Origin of the sequence: Leptospira andrefontaineae, from assembly GCF_004770105.1 — a bacterium.
GTDB classification, from domain to species: domain Bacteria; phylum Spirochaetota; class Leptospiria; order Leptospirales; family Leptospiraceae; genus Leptospira_B; species Leptospira_B andrefontaineae.
In genome coordinates, this window is sequence record NZ_RQEY01000005.1 from 354,372 (window position 1) to 373,539 (window position 19,168).

At 40.3% G+C, this 19,168-nt stretch carries 17 protein-coding genes; 10 read left to right on the forward strand and 7 right to left on the reverse strand.

The features are described 5' to 3' along the window. Positions 1-138: 138 nt before the first annotated feature. A complete protein-coding gene (gene lipL32 / locus EHO65_RS03335; protein WP_100768693.1) occupies positions 139-945 on the reverse strand; it encodes a major surface lipoprotein LipL32 in 807 nt (268 codons plus the stop codon). 233 nt (positions 946-1,178) lie between these two features. After that, positions 1,179-1,577 (reverse strand): ParB N-terminal domain-containing protein, encoded by a 399-nt coding sequence (locus EHO65_RS03340; protein ID WP_086446566.1) that lies wholly within the window; start codon positions 1,575-1,577, stop codon positions 1,179-1,181. A gap of 195 nt (positions 1,578-1,772) precedes the next feature. Between EHO65_RS03340 and metK the strand changes: the two genes are divergently transcribed. From metK to EHO65_RS03355, 3 genes are read left to right on the forward strand one after another with little or no spacing between them, the layout of a single operon-like run. Further along, the gene (metK, locus tag EHO65_RS03345) at positions 1,773-2,933 is read left to right on the forward strand and encodes a methionine adenosyltransferase (RefSeq protein ID WP_135772766.1); all 1,161 of its coding nucleotides are present in this window, start codon (positions 1,773-1,775) and stop codon (positions 2,931-2,933) included. Further along, on the forward strand, positions 2,933-3,892 hold the full coding sequence (locus EHO65_RS03350; protein ID WP_135772767.1) for a transketolase family protein: 960 nt from the start codon (positions 2,933-2,935) through the stop codon (positions 3,890-3,892). The genes metK and EHO65_RS03350 overlap by 1 nt, the downstream gene beginning before the upstream one ends. 41 nt (positions 3,893-3,933) lie before the next feature. Beyond that, entirely contained in the window at positions 3,934-4,248 is a 315-nt protein-coding gene (locus EHO65_RS03355) for an ATP-dependent Clp protease adaptor ClpS (protein WP_100709550.1), read from the forward strand. Positions 4,249-4,504: 256 nt separating this feature from the next. Here EHO65_RS03355 and EHO65_RS03360 read toward each other — a convergent pair whose 3' ends face one another. Together EHO65_RS03360 and lsa23 are read right to left on the reverse strand one after the other, a co-directional pair. Further along, positions 4,505-5,680 carry a MaoC family dehydratase gene (locus EHO65_RS03360; protein WP_135772768.1) on the reverse strand — a complete coding sequence of 392 codons (1,176 nt, stop codon included), beginning with the start codon at positions 5,678-5,680 and terminating at the stop codon, positions 4,505-4,507. A 74-nt stretch (positions 5,681-5,754) separates the two neighbouring features. Beyond that, positions 5,755-6,354, reverse strand: a complete 600-nt coding sequence (gene lsa23 / locus EHO65_RS03365; protein ID WP_135772769.1) for a surface adhesion protein Lsa23 — start codon at positions 6,352-6,354, stop codon at positions 5,755-5,757. Positions 6,355-6,447: 93 nt separating this feature from the next. Here lsa23 and EHO65_RS03370 point away from each other — a divergent pair, with 93 nt between their 5' ends. Next, positions 6,448-8,412, forward strand: coding sequence for a M3 family metallopeptidase (locus tag EHO65_RS03370; RefSeq protein WP_208743955.1), 1,965 nt, complete (start codon positions 6,448-6,450; stop codon positions 8,410-8,412). A gap of 5 nt (positions 8,413-8,417) precedes the next feature. Here the strand turns inward: EHO65_RS03370 and EHO65_RS03375 are convergent, their stop codons facing one another. After that, a complete protein-coding gene (locus EHO65_RS03375) occupies positions 8,418-8,654 on the reverse strand; it encodes a hypothetical protein (protein ID WP_086446559.1) in 237 nt (78 codons plus the stop codon). A 119-nt stretch (positions 8,655-8,773) separates the two neighbouring features. Continuing rightward, positions 8,774-9,427, reverse strand: coding sequence for a glutathione S-transferase family protein (locus tag EHO65_RS03380; RefSeq protein WP_135772771.1), 654 nt, complete (start codon positions 9,425-9,427; stop codon positions 8,774-8,776). Between the two features lie 177 nt (positions 9,428-9,604). Here EHO65_RS03380 and EHO65_RS03385 point away from each other — a divergent pair, with 177 nt between their 5' ends. The 5 genes from EHO65_RS03385 (at position 9,605) to EHO65_RS03405 (ending at position 15,933) form a co-directional block, all read left to right on the forward strand. Next, entirely contained in the window at positions 9,605-10,387 is a 783-nt protein-coding gene (locus EHO65_RS03385) for an SDR family NAD(P)-dependent oxidoreductase (protein ID WP_167482000.1), read from the forward strand. A gap of 18 nt (positions 10,388-10,405) precedes the next feature. After that, positions 10,406-11,590: a sterol desaturase family protein gene (locus tag EHO65_RS03390; RefSeq protein ID WP_135772773.1), complete on the forward strand. Its 1,185-nt coding sequence runs from the start codon at positions 10,406-10,408 to the stop codon at positions 11,588-11,590. 153 nt (positions 11,591-11,743) lie between these two features. Then, complete coding sequence (locus EHO65_RS03395) at positions 11,744-12,925, forward strand: acyl-CoA dehydrogenase family protein (RefSeq protein WP_008592059.1); 1,182 nt, start codon at positions 11,744-11,746, stop codon at positions 12,923-12,925. 88 nt (positions 12,926-13,013) lie between these two features. Beyond that, positions 13,014-15,185 carry a 7TM diverse intracellular signaling domain-containing protein gene (locus EHO65_RS03400; RefSeq protein WP_135772774.1) on the forward strand — a complete coding sequence of 724 codons (2,172 nt, stop codon included), beginning with the start codon at positions 13,014-13,016 and terminating at the stop codon, positions 15,183-15,185. 109 nt (positions 15,186-15,294) lie between these two features. Beyond that, entirely contained in the window at positions 15,295-15,933 is a 639-nt protein-coding gene (locus EHO65_RS03405) for an START domain-containing protein (RefSeq protein ID WP_135772775.1), read from the forward strand. A gap of 11 nt (positions 15,934-15,944) precedes the next feature. On the opposite strand, the gene EHO65_RS03410 is transcribed toward EHO65_RS03405, so the two are convergent. Further along, positions 15,945-16,754 (reverse strand): LIC_11366 family protein, encoded by an 810-nt coding sequence (locus EHO65_RS03410; RefSeq protein WP_135772984.1) that lies wholly within the window; start codon positions 16,752-16,754, stop codon positions 15,945-15,947. A 191-nt stretch (positions 16,755-16,945) separates the two neighbouring features. Here EHO65_RS03410 and asd point away from each other — a divergent pair, with 191 nt between their 5' ends. Further along, the gene (asd, locus tag EHO65_RS03415) at positions 16,946-19,168 is read left to right on the forward strand and encodes an archaetidylserine decarboxylase (RefSeq protein ID WP_135772776.1); all 2,223 of its coding nucleotides are present in this window, start codon (positions 16,946-16,948) and stop codon (positions 19,166-19,168) included.

Sequence of the window (19,168 nt, forward strand, 5' to 3'; positions counted from 1 at the left end):
AAATATGAAACCGCTGTTCTGAGCTCTCTGTGTTCTCAGTGAGCTCTGCGCGAAATAAATAGATAAAGAAGGTATAAAAAAAGCCGCCAGTTTTACCCGACGGCTTTCGGCTTTAAGCAAAGCGGGAAAAAAGAAGGATTACTTCTTGTCTCCAGCAACTGCAGCTTTCAATTTTTCTTCTGCATCAACAGCCAATTTTTGCAATTCAGCTGGGTTTGCGTGAAGAATAGGAGAAAGACCTGGAACACCTGGAGGGCCAAGAACTCCAACAGTAGCTACGAAAGAACCTTTAACTTCACCTACTTTGTAAGTAGTGAAGGTAATTCTGTATAAACCGCGAACTAAAAGTTTTTTAGTGTCGATGTTTTTAAGTTCATCTAAGCTTTTTGGAATGTTAGGAATTTGGATACGAAGTAAAGAGTTGTACTTGTTGTGACGCTCTTCATTGTAAGTATCGTCTCCATCATCATTGTCGCCAAGATTTTGAAGAGCTTTTCCTTTAGCTGCTCCTTCGATTTGGTTCGGCATAATAGCTGCTAAGCGCTCTACGCGAATCCAAGTATCGAACCAGTTCGGCATGCTTTTTTCTTCAGGAGTTGCAGCTTTGAAAGCCTCACTCACGAAGTCGCCGCTAGATGGCTCACCAATTTCTCCGGTAGGGGAAATTAGACGAACGCCTAGTTCAACGATAGCTGCTGGAACCCAAATATAAAGGAAATATGATTTCTTTCCGTTTACTACTGCGTCAGCGGCTTGTCCTGGTTTGATGTATCCCCAATAGTTCACAGTTTCAGAATAAGGTGCGAAAAGCTTCTTAACTCCTACTCCTGGAATGTCTTGTTCTCCGACCGAGAAATTACTTTGTAGGCCGGGAAGTCCACCGATACATGCAGCAAAGCTGACCAGTATAGCGGTGGAGATTATAAGGATCGAAGATTTTTTCATTCGAGAGATCTCCTTGGTATGGATTGCTCAAGATAGAGAAGAGATTCCTTTTTGTAAATCTAATTAATAAATTTTTGTTTCCTGCACTTCTTTTGCGGTGCAAAATTTTTATCAACCGGTAATTTACGTCCTACCCCGGAACCATATAACAAGTTCCATTTGATGAGTAAAAAAATTTCCAGGTCTCTTAACAGAAACGTTTTGAATGAGGGGATGATGGATGGGTGTTTAGTTTAGTTTTTGAAAAGCCAGGACCAAAACCATTCCCAAAGATCCAATAACCAGGCAAACAATCTACCAAGGATCCCGGTATGGGAGTATCTTCTTAATAGTTTTTGAGCCCTTTCTTGTTCTTCCGGGGTAAACGGTAGCCGTACATTGTTTTCTTCGGCTTCGATCAAAACTCTTTCTTTTTTACTTCGTACATCTACGATTCGAACATCAACATATTCCCAGCCCAGAAGTTTTACACATTCCAGGCGTCTTTCGCCAGAGACTAATTTATTGTCCAGGTCGATAATGATCGGATGCAAAAGCCCTAAGTTTTGTATGGAAGATTTGAGACCATGTAAGTCGCCTAAATCTTTACGAATGCGGTTCTTTACCTTAATATCGGAGACCCGAATTTTCATCTAAGAAATGCTTTTTTCACCGTATAAATCCTACAAATCAATTTCAGAAGTTTTGACTAAATTTCCTACAGAACCCTTCTGGGATTGGAAAAGGTTGGGTCGGATTCACTTGACAGTGACGACTTGCATAGGTTTATAGTTTTAGGCGGGGAAGATTCTCCCCTTCGAATTAATTTTAACAGGAATTACAATCGAATGTCCCTTCAAGACTTCATCTTTACCTCGGAATCCGTATCGGAAGGACATCCGGACAAGGTTTGCGACCAAATTTCCGACGCAATTCTGGACGCTTATTTAGCTCAGGATCCTAAATCCAGGGTAGCTTGCGAAACTTTAGTGACTACGAACCTAGTGGTAGTCGCCGGAGAAGTAACTAGCAAGGGAAAAATCGACGCGGTTGAGATCGCAAGAAATGTGATCAAGGATATCGGATACAACGACGTTTCCTTAGGTTTTGACGCTGAGTTCGCTGTAGTTTCTTCTCATATTCATGCCCAAAGTCCTGACATTTCTCAAGGTGTTACCGAGGGAGAAGGTCTTTTTAAAGAGCAGGGAGCAGGTGACCAAGGTTTGATGTTCGGGTTTGCTATCGACGAAACTCCTGAACTTATGCCTATGCCGATCTATTACTCTCACGAGTTGGTCAGACATTTGTCTGGATTACGTCATAACGGTAAATTGAAATGGTTACGTCCGGATGCAAAATCCCAAGTAACTGTAGAATATAAAAACGGAAAACCTACTCGTGTAGATACCGTTGTAATTTCTACCCAACATTCTCCTGATGTTTCTCATAAACAAATTGAAGAATCCGTAATTGAAGAATGTATTAAGAAGGTTATCCCTGCGAACTTCTTAAAAGACACGAAATATTTTATCAACCCGACAGGACAGTTCATCATCGGTGGACCACACGGAGATACTGGTCTTACGGGACGTAAGATCATTGTCGATACATACGGTGGTTATGGAAGACATGGTGGTGGAGCATTCTCCGGAAAAGATCCATCCAAAGTGGACCGTTCCGCAGCATATATGGGTAGATATATCGCGAAAAACGTGGTAGCGGCAGGACTTGCTTCTCAGTGTGAGGTGCAGTTGGCATACGCGATCGGCGTGGCTGAGCCTGTTTCGGTTCACGTTGATACTTTCGGAACAGGTAAACTTTCCGAAGAAGAGATCGTAAAAAGAATTAAGGCAAACTTCCGACTGACTCCAAGAGGGATCACCGAGTCCTTACAATTATTGGAGAAAGGAAGAAAATACAGGGAAACCGCTGCTTACGGACATTTCGGAAGAAGTGGAGAAACATTTACCTGGGAAAGAACTGATAAAGCAGGAGCATTGAAAGGTTAATGGGAGCAGTATCCGCATCTAGCGCAGACCAAAAAGCAACCAGAGACGGTTATGGAGACGCATTGCACGAATTAGGTGCAAAACGTTCCGATATCGTAGTACTAGACGCGGATCTTTCCGGTTCTACTAAAACCAATAAATTCTCAAAAGCATTTCCTGATCGCTTTTTTAACGTAGGAGTTGCCGAGCAGAATTTAGTGGGACATGCAGCCGGACTTGCTCTTGCAGGTTACGTTCCATTTGCTTCTTCTTTCGCGATGTTCTTATCCGGAAGAGCTTGGGAAGTGGTGCGTAATAGTATAGTTTATCCTTTCTTAAATGTAAAACTGGTAGCTTCTCACGGAGGAATTACAGTGGGTGAGGACGGAGCTTCTCACCAATGTATCGAAGATTTTGCCACTATGAGAGCCATTCCTGAAATGGTAGTGATCTGTCCTTCCGATTATAACGAAACTAAACAGATCATTCATGCAATTGCAGATTATAAAGGACCGGTTTATGTAAGAGTTGGCCGTCCTAATCTTCCTTTGATCGAAAGAGAAAATTATAAATTCGAGATCGGAAAAGCGGAAGTGATGAGAGAAGGTAAAGACGTTCTTATCATCGCAAACGGAGTTCTGGTAAACGAAGCAATGATAGCTGTAAAAGAACTCGAAGCGGAAGGTATCCAGGCTACTCTTTTGAACATGGCTACTATCAAACCGATCGATAAAGATGCTATATTAAAATATGCTAAACTTTGCGGTGCAGTTGTCACTTGCGAAGAGCATAATGTGATCGGTGGATTAGGTTCTGCAGTTAGCGAATTTTTATCTGAAGAACACCCAGTGAGAGTTTTGAAACTCGGAATGAAGGATAGTTTCGGTAAATCCGGTACTTGGTCCGGACTTTTGGATTATTTCGGGCTCAGATCTAAAAACATAGTGGAACTTGCAAAAAAAGCAGTCCAATCCAAATAACAAACAACCCGGTATTTTGCCGGGTATAAGTTTTTCGTGCCATGCCTAACTCTCCCTCAATAGAAGAAACCACCACAGAAGATCCGGTGCAAATCGGAGGACCTTGGAGAGTGGTTTTATGGGATGATAATGAACATACTTACGAATATGTGATTATGATGCTTATGGATGTTTGCAAGATGACTCCGGAGCAAGCGTTTAGTCATGCTGTAGAAGTAGATGCTCAGAAAAAGACAGTAGTGTTTGCAGGCGAATTAGAACACGCAGAACATATCCAGGATCTAATTTTAAATTACGGACCGGACCCACTTTTGCCTGCCTCCAAAGGTTCGATGAGCGCAACGCTCGAAGGTTAATTTTTTAGCTGCGGTTTTCACGCGAAGCCGCCAAGAGCGCGAAGTTTAGGATCTGCGAGATTTATTGGTTTTATTTTTATACCTTCTTTTCTTCGCGTGCTAACTCCTCCGTGTCCTCTGTGTGCTCCGTGCGAAATAAAAAAGCCCAGGGAAGACCCCGGGCTTTAACGTGGAGCAGAAGTTCTTTATAAAAACCTCTGCGGCTTTGCGCCTCTGTGTGAAAAAAACTTAGTGTCTCTGCGAAACTCTGAGTCTCTTATTTTTTCTTGATTAAGATCTTTCTTTCGATCTCGAAAATTTTCTCAGGAAGTTTTTCCTTACCATGTTTTTTCTTATCGTTTTCTTTTAAGAATAGATCCGCTCCGAATTTTTCGAAGGCATCGTTTGCCTTGATGTTTTTCAGACCGATGAACTGAAGATGGACTTCTCCCGCAGGGATTCCGAACTCTGTTCCTCTATCTTTTACGGAAAGAACTCTTGTGATAGCGGTTACAGTGTCTCCGCTGAAAGAAGGTTGAGTATGATATCCTTCCGTGAATCCAAGATCCCAGATAACATTCTCAGTCACATCTCTGGAAGAAAGTCCGCATAACCATGCGAATACGAGTCCTCCGTAAACGACCGGTTCTCCACCCATAGGTCCGGAAATTCCGGAAGAGTAAAGTTTATCGTAATGAAGCGGGTGAGTGTTCCCAACCCTGTAAGTCCAAGGGAAATGTTCGTCAGTGATTGTTCTTCCATTTTGGTGGATATAGATCTGACCAGCTGCGAAATTTTCGAAATAAGTATCTGTCCAAGTAGCAGTCTCAAAACCTTTCGGGAATTTTAACTCAGGAAGTTCGATCACTGGGCTATCAGTCTCAGGGAAAAAAGCATCCTTGATCACCGGTTTTGGAGTTCCTTTCGGCTTTCCATTAGAGTGATAGATCATGATCTTTCTTTCGTATTGAAGAACTAATTCCTTGTTCTGGTTCAAACAGATCGTACGAACATGAACGATCCCCGGTTTATCCGCGCCCTTATCATCTATTTTGATAATTTTGGTTTTAGCCGAAAGTGTATCTCCCGGATACACCGGTTTTAGGAATTGAACATCATAATATCCGAGATTCGCTAATGCTTTTTCTGAATCGTTTTGAACTCCTAAAGAAAGTGCCACGTTGAACACCATCAAAGGAGAAACTAATAGATCCTTAAATCCGTGAGCTTGTGCATAAGGAGCGGAAAGATAAAGTGGATTTGCTTCCATAAAAGTGGTAGCAAACTCTTGTGCAAAAGAACGATCGATTGTCAGTTCTCTTGGGTGTTCGAAAATTGCACCTTCTGTAAATTCTTCCAGATATCTACCGTAAATGCCCCGTTTTACGGTTCCGGTTTCCACCGGAGTTTTGGGACCTAGTTCCGCGAAGGGGGAAGTAGGGATTTTAGCCATAGTGAGAACTCCTGCTTCGTTTTTAGTTTCTTCCAGGATTTTGAGATCCTCCGGTCGGAAAAGGCTTTTTCCTATCAATAAGTCCCGAAATACCCGTCCAGTTGGCTTCTCGAACCGAAACGAAATTCGGAAATTTGGATCTCTTGTTTAGAAAGTTCAGGATTATTGTCCTTCTCTCCAAACATATGATTCCAAGTATTCACATAAAGAATAGGGAGTGAGTTCCGATTTTCCAAAAGAGAAGAGGAAAGTATCCTGTCCTTATGAACGACCGGGTCCTCTTGGAAAATTTGATCCCCAGAGTAAACATTCTTCAGATCCAATTGGAATGTTTTGCCATCAGGTTCCAGTCGGACTAAAAAGGATTCAATGTCGTAGTTCCTACCATAACGGATCCTTCTGTAGATCCTATAGAAAAAATCCTTCCAGGTACTTGGATGTATCTCATCTCGAAACACAAGACTGATCTCCCATTCAAATCCGATTGGTGTAATATTCGCCTTACAATAGATCCCTACCAGATCGTTTCCAGTTTGCACATCTATCTCTGGTTGGGATAAAACGAATAGATCCGACTTAGGACAGATACCTTCCGTGGTTGGGAATACAGGCAACGGAGGACTCGTGCAGCCCAAATAAAGAAAGAATAGTGGGATGAGAAGATAAGATTTCATAGGGCCGGAATGGGGGAATTCGAATCAGTTTTTCAATCTTGTCAAGATGGAAAATAGGTGCTTTTCCATTCGGGAAGGGAAAGTCTGGAATCGATGAGTTCAACAGTTCTATTCAGAGAATTTCCCCAAATTGCACTTTCTGCCCAAAAGGAGAAGGTGAGAGAAAAGATCCAAAACACTAAAAAGGTTTTGGAAGAGGTTTTACAGAAGAAGGATGTAAATTACGAGTCTATAATACGACCTCTGAACGATTCTATGGAGGATTTACAGGAAGAGTTCACTGTACTTTCCCACCTAAATAGTGTTAAGAATAGTGAAGAAACCCAAGAGCATTATACCGAGATCCTGCCTGAGATCACTGAATTTTATACTGAACTAGGACAGAACGAAGAATTATTCAAATTATACTCTCAAATTTATGAGGAAGAAAAATCTAATTTAGACAGGCCTAAGAACAAGGTCTTAGAAGACGCAATCCTTCAGTTCAAACTTGGTGGAGTAGGTCTTCCGAAAGATAAAAAAAATCGTCTCCAGGAAATCCAACTGAAACTTTCCGATCTTTCCAACCAATTCTCCCAAAATCTTTTAGATTCTACAAATTCTTTCGAAATGAAGATCGAATCAGAAGAAGATGTAAAAGAGATCCCGGAATCAGACAAGGCATTATACAAAAACGAAGATGGGACTTACACGTTTACTCTTCAATTCCCAAGTTATAATTGTTATATGACTTACGGAAACAATCGTTCTAAAAGAGAAGAATTATATAAAGCGTATGTAACTCGCGCACCAGGAAATGGAAAAATTTTAGAAGAGATTTTAGCATTGAGAGATGAATCCGCTAAATTACTCGGATATAAAAATTATGCAGAATCTTCTCTTGCGACTAAGGTTGCTGATTCTCCAGAACAGGTATTGGATTTCCTAGAAAAAATTGGGAAATTAGCTAAGCCGGTTGCGGAGAAGGAAATTGGCGAACTCAAAAAATTTGCTGCTTCCTTAGGAATCCCTGACTTCCAAGCATTTGACAGTGCTTACGTTTCGGAAAAATTAAAGAAGAAGGATTATGATTTTGATGAAGAGCTTACACGTCCTTATTTCGAGAAGAATACCGTAGTAAAAGGGACCTTCTCATTTTTGGAAAAACTTTTAGGATTAAAATTCGAAAAGACGAATGCTCCGATCTGGGATCCCAAAACAGAAGTTTATCATGTAAAGAACGGCTCCGAAATTATTGCAAGACTCTACTTAGATCTGGAAGCTAGGAAAGACAAACAGGGCGGAGCCTGGATGAATCATTGGGAGACTAGAAATAGGCTTTCTGGTAAGATGATCCTGCCTTCTGCATTCGTGGTCTGTAATTTTCCACCTTCTAAGGATTCTGCTCCTTCTCTTTTAAATCACTCGGATGTAGTCACATTTTTTCATGAAATGGGGCATGCACTCCATCACCTTTGTGCAAAAATAGAAGAACCTCCTGTGAGCGGTATCAATGGAGTAGAATGGGACGCAGTGGAATTCCCTTCTCAATTTTTGGAAAATTTTGCCTACGAGCCTGAGGTCCTAGACTTCTTCGCATTTCATTATGAAACAGGAAAAGCAATTCCTAAGGAACTTGCGCAAAAATTAAAGGATACTAAAAACTTTTTGGCTGCAATGGGAGTGGTGAGGCAGCTAGAATTCGGAATTTTTGATATAAGGATCCACCTCCAAAAATATTCGGAAACCGAAGTGCAAAATATTCTGGATACGGTTCGAAAGGAAGTGAGCGTTCTTTTCCCGCCTGGGTATAACAAGTTCCAGAACGGATTCGGGCATATTTTCTCTGGAGGATACGCTGCCGGTTATTATAGTTATAAATGGGCTGAACTTTTAGCGGCAGATGCATTTTTCGCGTTTAGATCCAAGGGAATTTTTGACGAGGATCTGGCAGTAAAATACAGAACTGAGGTTTTAGAAAAAGGAGGCTCTGAAAACGCAATGGTGCTCTTCAAACGTTTTTTAGGAAGAGATCCTGAGCCTGATGCTCTATTAAAACTCTATGATTTAGTTGCCTAGCGAAACTAAGAAAGTTTTTTGCGGAAGCTTTGGAGTAATTGTTCCGTGCCCGAAAGTAGTAACTCTACCTGGTCGGAATCAATATTATAGACCACATTCGTCTTTAAAGAATCTTTAAAGGCGTTTGCGTCTATAGTTTTCTGATCGTAACTATCCTTTAAAAAATTGTACCATCCGGCTAGGATCACTTTTAAGTGAGGAAGTTCTTTGATAGGGACCGAAATGACTTTCTCTGCTTCCATAAAGACACCAGCAGGTTAATTTGCGAACCGAACCAGTCAACCAGATTTTTTGCAACTAGGTTTGATCCGAATTTTTCTCATAGAAAAACGCAGCGCACAAAATCTAGTTTAGATCAGCTCTATTTGCGGAGTCTTTTTAAAGCCTTCATAACGACTGACTTCGGTTTATCGACTTTCGCTGCGTTCGGATTTTGCATCATCATATCCAGATATGCTTGTAATCCTGGAATTTCGAAAAGTGGATTTGGAGAGATCCAATCCGCGATATGATCGTTTATGATCTGAAAGGTGGCAAACGCAGAACAATCGGCCGCAGTGAATTCTTTTCCTGCGATATATGGAGAAAATTTCACCATTCTGGAAAGAGCTCTCGCTCCTTTTTGGATGGAGAGTTTTGTAAGCTCCACGGTTTCAGGTGAGATCGTTTTTCCTTCTACGATCGATTCGTATAATCTACGCGCAGGAATATCTATATAATTTTCTATGAAGGATATAATCGTTCTAACTTGAGCTGCTTCGAATGGATCTGCTGGGATCAAACGTTTTGTATCGGGATAAGCGTCTTCTAAAAATTCTAGAATTGCTTGGGACTCAACCAAGTACTTCCCATCCACTTCCAGGTAAGGAATTTTTCCCATCGGACTTTTTTGTAGGAACTCCTCGTCCTGGGAGAATGGGGTGCGAATTTCTTCGAACTCCAAACCTTTTTCTAAAAGTGCCAATTTGACCTTATTTGTATAATTGCTGATCGGATAACCGTGTAGTTTTATCATAAGAGCCTAGGATCATTCAATCGGAAGCGGGATGGTAAAGTCTTTTTCAAGTATTAGATAAGAAAGAAAGGGAACTTGTACGAATTTTCAATTTCTACTTTCCTGAAAGGAAATCTAAATCTAAAATTGGCTGCGAAAAAAGCGATTATACTCTTTCGAAAAGGAATCTTATCAAGCATGAAAAAAACAGCATTAATTACCGGAGCAAGCGTAGGCATCGGTTACGAAATTTCAAAATTGGCCGCAAAAGATGGTTACGATCTGATACTCGTAGCAAGAAATCTGAAAACATTAAACTCAGTAAAAAAGGAAATGGAAAGTTTAGGAGCGAATGTAGAAGTCCTTTCTGCAGATCTATCCGATCCAAAAACTCCTAAAAAAATTTACGACTTTGCAAAGAAGAAAAAAGCGATCGTGGATCTTCTCGTGAATAATGCGGGCTTTGGAACAAACGGAAAATTCCATTCTTTAGATCTGAAAGAAGAATTGGATCTTATCCAAGTCAATGTAACTTCACTTGTAGAATTAACTCATTTATTCTTGAAGGATATGAGAGAGAGACATTCTGGAAAAATTTTAAATGTGGCTTCGACCGCCGCTTTCCAACCGGGTCCAATGATGACGAACTATTATGCTTCCAAGGCCTATGTTTTATTCTTCTCCGAAGGTCTTGCAGAAGAAGTTCGTAAAGACGGTGTAAATGTTACCTGTCTTTGCCCTGGGCCGACTAAAACGGAATTTTTCAAAAGAGCGGAAATGGATAAGTCTGCGATCTTGAATAGTGGTCTTGTTCCTAAGGCAGATGCGGCTTACGTTGCAAAAGTAGGCTACCAAGGAGTGAAAGCAGGTAAGGCTGTAGTGATCTCAGGGGTGGCAAATAAAGTAATGGCACAATCCGTTAGGATCTCTCCTAGGTTTTTGGTCCGTAAATTGGCAAAATTTCTAAATACAGTAAACTAGAACATAAGAGTGTGGGATATGCAAGAAACGATTTTGGACAAGGCGGTTCCTTTTTTTCTAGGACTTGCCTTAATAGAATTTATATGGGGAAGAAGGAAATCAGTTTATAGATGGAATGATTCTGTTTCCGATCTGGCAACCGGGATTTTATACTCTTTTACCGGAGTTATAATTACCTTAGGAGCCATTCTTCTATATGATAAAATTAGAATATATTATTCTGTCCAAAGTCTTTTTCATTTGGGGGAATTTCCGTCTTCTTCTCCTTTGCTGAAAACCGCTGAGGGTTGGCAATTTAACCTAGAATCTTTTCTTGCATGGACATTTGTCCTGCTTGCTGTGGATTTTATTTATTATTGGTTCCATAGAGCCACTCATGAGATCCACTTTTTATGGGCCTGTCATGTAACCCATCATTCCAGCGAGGAATTTAATCTAACTGTTGCGCTTAGACAATCCATGTTCCAAAGGATTTTCGAATATACTTTTAATCTACCTTTGGCTCTTCTCGGCATTCCTTGGTGGATGTTCTTTATTTGCCATGGGATATTGAAGATCTACCAATTCTGGGTCCATACTAGATTGATCGGAAAATTAGGCTGGATGGAAAAAGTGCTTCTGACCCCTTCTCATCATCGGGTCCATCATGGAAGAGATCCCGAATATTTGGATAAGAATCATGGAGGTATACTAATTCTTTGGGATCGTTGGTTTGGAACATACGCGGAAGAGAAGAAGGAGCCGATCTACGGACTGACGGAACCTCTTCCTACATTCAATCCTATCTGGGCAAATTTGCATGTATATATTTCCCTTTGGAATTTAGTGAAGGCCACCCCTAGTTGGAAAGATAAACTTCTTCTACTTATCAAAAAACCGGACTGGAGACCCGAGTCATTAGGGGGAGAGAAGAAGGTCCCTGAAATAAACAGGTCTACTTATACAAAATTCGACCCGACCATTTCTAATTCTAGAAAAGTATATGGAGTATTGCAGTTTATGGTCCTTGCCGGGCTTTCTGTGTATCTATTGAAACTTATAAAATTAGGAAAGATGTCGCTACTTTTGTATTCGGGCTTTGGTGTCTGGTTCTTCTTTGCATTTTTAAGTTTAGGTCTTGTTTGGAATGGAAGAACTAAGATGGAAAAATGGGAAGTCCTGAAGTTTGTATTATTAGGCGCCCTAGTTTGGAATCTAAAATAATATCCTAGAACTTTCTCTTTAGTTCGTGTAACAAACAATCCATATTCTCGCGAGCGAAGTGAAAAGCTTCGCTTGATCATTCTATACCTTCTTCTAAAGATTGCCTAGGAATCAAAATCCGAATTTGAAAAAGAATATCATTGGGAGGCAAGCTTGAATTCACCGCTTCAATTCGAATTACCAGAGGAATTACAACAACTCAGAGAACTGGTCAGGGACGTAGTCAGAAAAGAAGTCGTTCCGAACAGAATGCATTACGACGAAAATAACGAGTATCCGAAAGCTATTTTACAAAAATTTAAAGAAGCAGGATTATACCAGGCATTGTTCGACGAAGAACATGGTGGACTAGGTTACGGAATGATGGGAGGGATCGTTCTCGCAGAAGAAGTTTCCTGGGGATGTTTGGGAGTAAACACTGCATTCACTTCTACAAAACTAGGCGCTCTTCCGATAGATGTGGGAGGGACCAAGGCTCAAAAAGATAAATGGCTTCCTCTTCTTGCTTCTGGAGAAAAAACCGCAGCATTCGGTCTATCAGAACCGGGAGCAGGTTCGGATGTTCCTGCAATGGCGACTACTGCAGTGAAAAAAGGGGACCGTTATGTTTTGAACGGAACCAAACAATGGATCAGCAGTGCTGGCCAGGCTGATATTTATACTGTGTTTGCTATGACTGATAAAGACAGAGGCCCAAGAGGGATTTCTTGTTTTATTATAGAGAAAGGCACCAAAGGATTTTCTTTCGGAAAGAAGGAAGACAAGTTAGGGATCAGATGTTCTGAAACAAGACAGCTTATCATGGAAGACTGCGAAATCCCTGAGGAAAATCTTTTGGGTGGAAAAGAAAATATGGGATTCTTACACGCGTTCAAGACCCTTATACTTTCTAGACCGGCAGTTGCGGCCGGAGCAGTTGGTTTAATGCAAGGTGCATTTGATGCCGCGATTGAATATGCAAGAGAAAGAGAGCAGTTTGGAACTACAATCGCTTCTTTCCAAGCAATCCAACATATGCTTGCGGATATGGCTATTAAGATAGAAGGTTCTAGACTTCTTACTTATAAGGCTGGAGTTTACGCAGAAACTTTCCATAAAGACGCTGCGAAATTTTCCGCAATGGCAAAATGTTATGCATCCGATTCTTCTGTCCAAGTTGCATCCGATGCGGTGCAAATTTTCGGCGGATACGGATACACCAAAGAATACCCTGTGGAAAAATTTTACAGGGACGCTAAAATCCTGCAGATCTATGAAGGCACAAGCCAGATCCAGAGGAACGAAATTGCCGCAGGACTGATAAAAGATGCGGCGTCCAAAAACAAAAAAGGCTAAAATCCTCTTTTAGTCTCCGAGGGGAGAATTTTGACTTGCTTGCCGATCCGCCAGAAGTCAAACTTTTCCCTCCGGTTTTTTAGAAAGAGTGAAAGGGTTTTTGGACATCCAGAATTTTTTACCTTGGAGAGTTTTTTGTAAACTCTCGTTCACTTTTTTAACCTTTTCCTTTTTTAGTCCCGTTTTTGCATTCGATCCTTCTTCTCTTCCGTATGACGGGATTTCTTTGGTTTCTTACGCGGAGGTTTGGGCAGATGAAGAAGGGGATACAAGCTTCGAAAAAATGCAAAAGAAGGAGTTTTATCCTCTTTCTTCCGCGAGTTTAGGATATTCCGACCAGGCTCATTGGTTCAAGATCCCTCTTGAAAATAAATCTTCTCATTCTGTTTCCTGGATTTTGGAAATCCATTACAGTCAATTAGACAAGGCAGAATTATACCTGGCTTCCAAAGGGGATAAGGTTTTGTTTCGTGGTGGAGACAGAGTTCCTTTCGGTGAAAGGCCTATCCAATACAGATTCCCAAGTTTTCCTTTAGAGTTAAAAGCAGGAGAGAAGGACACAGTTTATCTAAAGATCCAAACTAAAAGTTCCGTGAACTTTGCTGCGTTTGGATATAAATCAGAGGATTTTTTCTCTAATATAAGTAATGAGCAGATATTACTTGGGATCTATTTCGGATCTCTTCTGGTAATGGCTTTATATAATCTGTTTTTGTTCTTATCCACAAAGGAAAAAACTTACTTAGCATTTTTCGGATATGTTGGCGCTGGAGTGCTCGCCCAATGGTCACTTCATGGATATTCTTTCCAATTTTTCTGGCCGAACTCGATCGTTTGGGCGAGTCATGTCATCACTTCTTTTACATTTTTAGTTTCTGCAACTACCGCCGATTTTATCCGGTTTTATTTCGATGCTCCTAATAATTATCCTAATTCTAATAAAGTCCTGAAAGGAATATCAATTTTATCTTATGTACTTGTAATAGTCGGATATTTTTTTCCATTCGGTTTTGCATTGGCACTTTATGTGTTTTTATCCACGATTACTTTGGCTGCGATCTTGTTTTTGGGATTCCAAGGATTTTCCAGGAATTTAAGACCTGCACTTTTCTTTTTGGGTGCTTGGCTTGCGTTGGTTGCGGGGGCGTTTGTATTTATTTTACGTTTTTCCGGGATCATCCCTCATACAATCTCCTTGGCTTACTGGGGAGTAGAGATTGGAACCGCACTACATATTCTTCTTTTGGCATTAGCTTTAGCAGATAGAGTGAATGATCTTTCTAAAGATCTTTCTTCTAAGGTAGAAGATCTAAATGAGGCAAAACAAGCGATAGAACAATCCGAGCTTAGATTCAGGAATTTGTTCGAAGGCGCAGAAGAACTTCTTCTTACATTGGACCAAGAGGGAAATATCAAGGATGCAAACCGCACACTCTCAAGGCTCACCGGTTATAAGCCTGCAGAAGTCGAAGGAAAAAATTTCTTAGATCTGATCTATACAATTGATACACAAGAAGGTTCTATCGTACTTCTTCTTGCAAAAGAAAAATTGGAAGAACATTTAAGGACCAGAAAGACGGTCGAGTTCCATTCTGAGTTTAAACAGAAATATGTAATGGAGCCTAAACCTGTAAAGATACGTCTCCAATCATTTGAAAGTGAGGCGGGAAGAAAGGTATTGGGTAAAGTTTCAGAGATCTCAGAGGACATTCTGTCTCGTTTCTTGATCTCTGAAAGTATGCATTTCACTGTGAATAATTATCTTAGAAATGCGGATATCTTGAGTAGACAGCTCACTTCTAACCTGAGTCAATTTGCAGGTTCTGAAGTGATCACTGCGATCCGAACATGTCTTAGGGAAGTTCTGATCAACGCAATCGAACATGGAAACCTGGGAATAAGTTTTGATGAAAAAACGGATGCGATGAGATCAGGAAATTATATGGAATTCATCCAAAAAAGACAAAGAGAGGCTTTTTACGGTGCAAGGAACGTAAAAGTGGCTTATTCCCTGAATTCTAAACGGATCGGTTTCGAGATAGAAGACGAGGGAGACGGTTTTGATTTTAAGAAAATGTTAAATTTGGACGGAGAAAAACTAAACGAGGAAAGTTATACCCATGGGCGCGGGATAATGATGACCCGAAAAGTTTTCGACGTAGTGAAGTTTAACGAAAAAGGAAATAAAGTCCTTCTGATCAAATACCTACAAAAACCTCTTAAATACAAAAGAGAACCAAGCTCTTTGGATATCGATTAATATTCCCGAACTTATTCGATGTAATCCAATTTTACGGTTGATCTGATCTTCAATTCAGTTGGATCATTGGTTCGATCCGGATCCATAGCCTAGAGGTTTAAGTATTCTTATGAAACATGTATATCTGATTGTATTTCTTTTAATCCCTATGCAGTTATTTTCTTGGGATTTAGAGAAGGAGAAAAACGGGATCACTGTCCATACCAGAGCTGTGGAAGGTTCTGAATTAAAAGAATTCAGAGGTAAAACAAAACTGAAAGCGGATCTAAATACAGTGATCTCTTTAATGGAAGACAATCCGAATTACGTAACTTGGTTTAAAAATTGCAAACATGCGGAAGCAGTGAAAGTATTAAATACAAAAGAAAAGTATATTTACCTACAGAATGGAGCTCCTTGGCCGGTAAATGATAGGGATTTCGTGATCCATACGGTTTTCAGTCAGGACAAAAATACCGGGGCAGTAACTTATACAATTCGACCTGTTGAAAATATAGTAGGTGAGAAGAAGGGGTTCGTAAGAGGCTCGCTCAAAGGTTTTTGGAAATTCGTCCCTGTTGGGGATGAGATAGAAGTTACCTACCAGATCCTAAGTGATCCGGGCGGAAGTGTCCCTACCTCTATCGCTAATTTTGTTGTGGTAGATATTCCTTACGAAACATTAAAGAAAATGAAAGAAAAGATAACTGAATCTAAGTATATCAATTCTGCCAAACACCCAGACCTGGTCCTTCCGGTCTCCAAGTAAGTATTAGAATTTTATAATTTATAGTTCACACCGAAAAACAATCCGCCGTATGCGGATTGCATGTCCAGTTTTCTGGAATATTGGTTCGATAATAGAATATTGTCTTGGTTTGAAGATTCTGTGAGAGGAGAAAGTCTTCCATCCTGTCTTATATAGAAAGAAGCAGTATCTCCATTAAAGGAACCGTCAAAAGAAGTGATATTAATCCAGGCCAGATACGTTCCGAAACTTAAACTGACTCTTTCATTGATTGGATGGATCAAGGAACCTTCTAATCTGAATTCGAGCCCACTCCCTCTCATGTTACCATTTTGTTGGTAGTATTCTTTTCCGTCAGTGGCGTAACCTTTTGTTATCCATAATGCTCTTGTAATCCCGAGTCCTATACCTGTTTCCCAGCGGAAGTATCTGTTCAGTCTACCTTCTTGCCAGACCATTCCTAAAATATAAAAACTTTCCATTTGGAAATTCAGATTCGTATAAAAAGGTTCAGAAGTTAGGTTTGTGAGATAAAAAGGATCGAAGTATCTGTATCCACCGATCATCCCTACCTTAAAATTTTCGCTCAGTCTGGTCCTGGCTAAAAATTCACCTTGGATACTTCCTCTGGTGTTTTCCTGTTTTGTTTGGCTTGCCACTAAAGGATTCAAGTTAGAGCTAAATCCGTTCAAATTTTGATCGAATCTGTTCGGTCCTCTCATTCCAAAACCGAATCTGGCTCCGAATTCCCATCCATCTGGAGTTTCAGAAGCCTTGTTTTCAGGCATTTCCTTTAGTTTAGGCGTGGTTGTAACACTTTCTTCTGCACCCAAGGAAATCATTCCGAACAGGATCCCAATCAGGATGATAGAAAAGAAACTCACTCTTCTTCCTTTGAGCCCCGACGGCTTTTTAAAAAGGAGTGGTTTTGGGATTGGATGCGTAAAAACTGTGTAGGAGCCCGGCATACGAGTAGGAAATTCTGGGCCAATAATTCTAAAAGCCTTTATTTTAAAGGAAAAGATGGATTGGAATGCTAACAACTAAACTATTTCCGTTCTTGGATTTGGATCTTTTAAAACCATATTTTTATTTTTTACTTTTCATCGGGTTATACCTAACATTCCGCTTAAAGTTTCCACAAATCCGTTTTTTATTTTTAGCGATTAAAATTTTTTCCGGGAATATGGACTACAAAGGTTCCCGAGGACGTTTGGTACATTCTCAGGCATTCTATGCCGGAACAGGTTCCTCCTTACTTCCTGGAGCAGTAATCGGTTCCGCTCTTGCATTGGTATTAGCAGGTCCAGGAGTTTTAGTTTGGATTTGGCTTTCTAGTTTTCTGATCATGCCACTTCGTTTCGTTTCTTCTACACTTGCGATCCGATTCAGGATCAAACTGGAAAGTGGAAGATATCTTTCCGGCCCAATGTATTTTATAGAAAAAGCGCTTAGGGCTAGATGGCTTGCTATCGCTTTTTCTTTGGCTTGTTTATTAACAGTACTTTCTATGGGAAGTGCGATCCCAATTTTAGGAGCTTCCTTTTTGGCTCAGAATGGATTGGATATCCAAGGGATGACTGTTCCTTTCTTAGTTTCCATCATGGTAGTATTCGTGGTGTTAGGTGGGATCAGAAGGATCGGAAAAGTTTCTTCTTATGTTGCTCCAATAGGTTTAATCCTATTTTTCTTAAGTTATGTTCTATTGTTTAGGGATCATTTAGGGAATTTTTACTTCTTCTTAGAATCTGTATTTAAAGAAGCAATGCAACCTTTCTCTCTTTTACTTGGAGGAGGATTTTCTCTCGCAAGGATTTTCAGCACTGGAACAGGAATGTTCTTCTTATCCACTGAAACAGGGATCGGAAAAAGTGCTGGAGTAGCAGGGGTGGTTCGTACCGATTCTGCCGCAAAACAGGGGATCGTGAGCATGCTTGCTACATTCTTTGAAGGTTTTGTGATTTCCACTCTTGTGATCTATGCATTATTCTCTTTTGGGGTAAAGGATCTTGAATCTGTCAAAAACTTCTTATATGTATTGATAAACGGTCCTACAGATCCTGCAAGACTTGCATTGATCGCGTCCTTCTTGCTATTCTCTATAGTTGCTATTTCCGGATGGTTCTATACAGGAGAACAGAATGCGAGATACATCTTTGGAGAAAAATTTGCGAATGTATATCGGATTTTATTCGTAGCTTCTCTACTTGGTTCTGCATACGCTTATGTTCAATATGGAGAAGATTTCCTATTACAAATATTCGGTATAGGTTATGGGCTCGCTTTAATTACCGCTGTCCCGGTCCTTATCAGTTTAGTTCTTTTAGCTAAGGTCGCACAAGGAGAACTCCGGAAATTCCTGGAGGGTGGGGCACATTACGAGATCTTTAAGGACTTCTACCTTCTTCTTCTTTCTATCCTACCTAAAAACTTGGTCTCTTTATTATTCGGGATCTTGGCTTCTCTAAGATTGCCAAGATTTATCATGATCCCGATCTTAAAGGCATTTGCAAAAGCTTATAAGATCAATTTGAACGAAGCGGAGTTGGAGATCCAAGAGTATAACTCTTTAAACCAATTTTTCACCAGAGCATTAAAAGCCGGAGCTAGGATCATAGATTCTGCGGAAAACGCTCTTGTTTCTCCTGTAGATGCAAGGATCACAGGTTTTGGAGATATCAACGATCAGGTAATCCTACAAGCAAAAGGTGTGGATTTTAATCTAAAAGAATTGTTGGGTGGAGATAAATATCTTTCCAAATTCCAAAATGGGAAGTATATCACATTTTATCTTTCTCCTCAGGACTATCATAGGATCCATTCTCCTGCCTACGGAAGAATATTAGGATATTATTATGAACCTGGAAAACTTTTCCCTGTAAATGAATTAGCCGTTTTCGGGATCAGAGGACTTTTTCCTAAAAACGAAAGATTGATCACATTCTTACAGACCGAGTTCGGACTTGTTGCAGTGATAAAAGTGGGAGCTTCTAACGTGGGTCGCATACGTGTTACTTACGATAAAAAGATCATCACAAATACTTTGATCCGAACCACCAAAGAAGAAGATTATAAAGATGTTTCTATCATGATCGAAAAAGGTGCAGAGCTAGGCAGATTCGAAATGGGTTCCACAGTTATCCTTATTTTAGAAAGGGATACTTTCGATTTTGCTGATCTTCCTCTAAACGAGAAGGTGACTTACGGAACTACGATAGGGACTTTCAGAAAGCAGTTCTTAAAACTTCCAAGATAA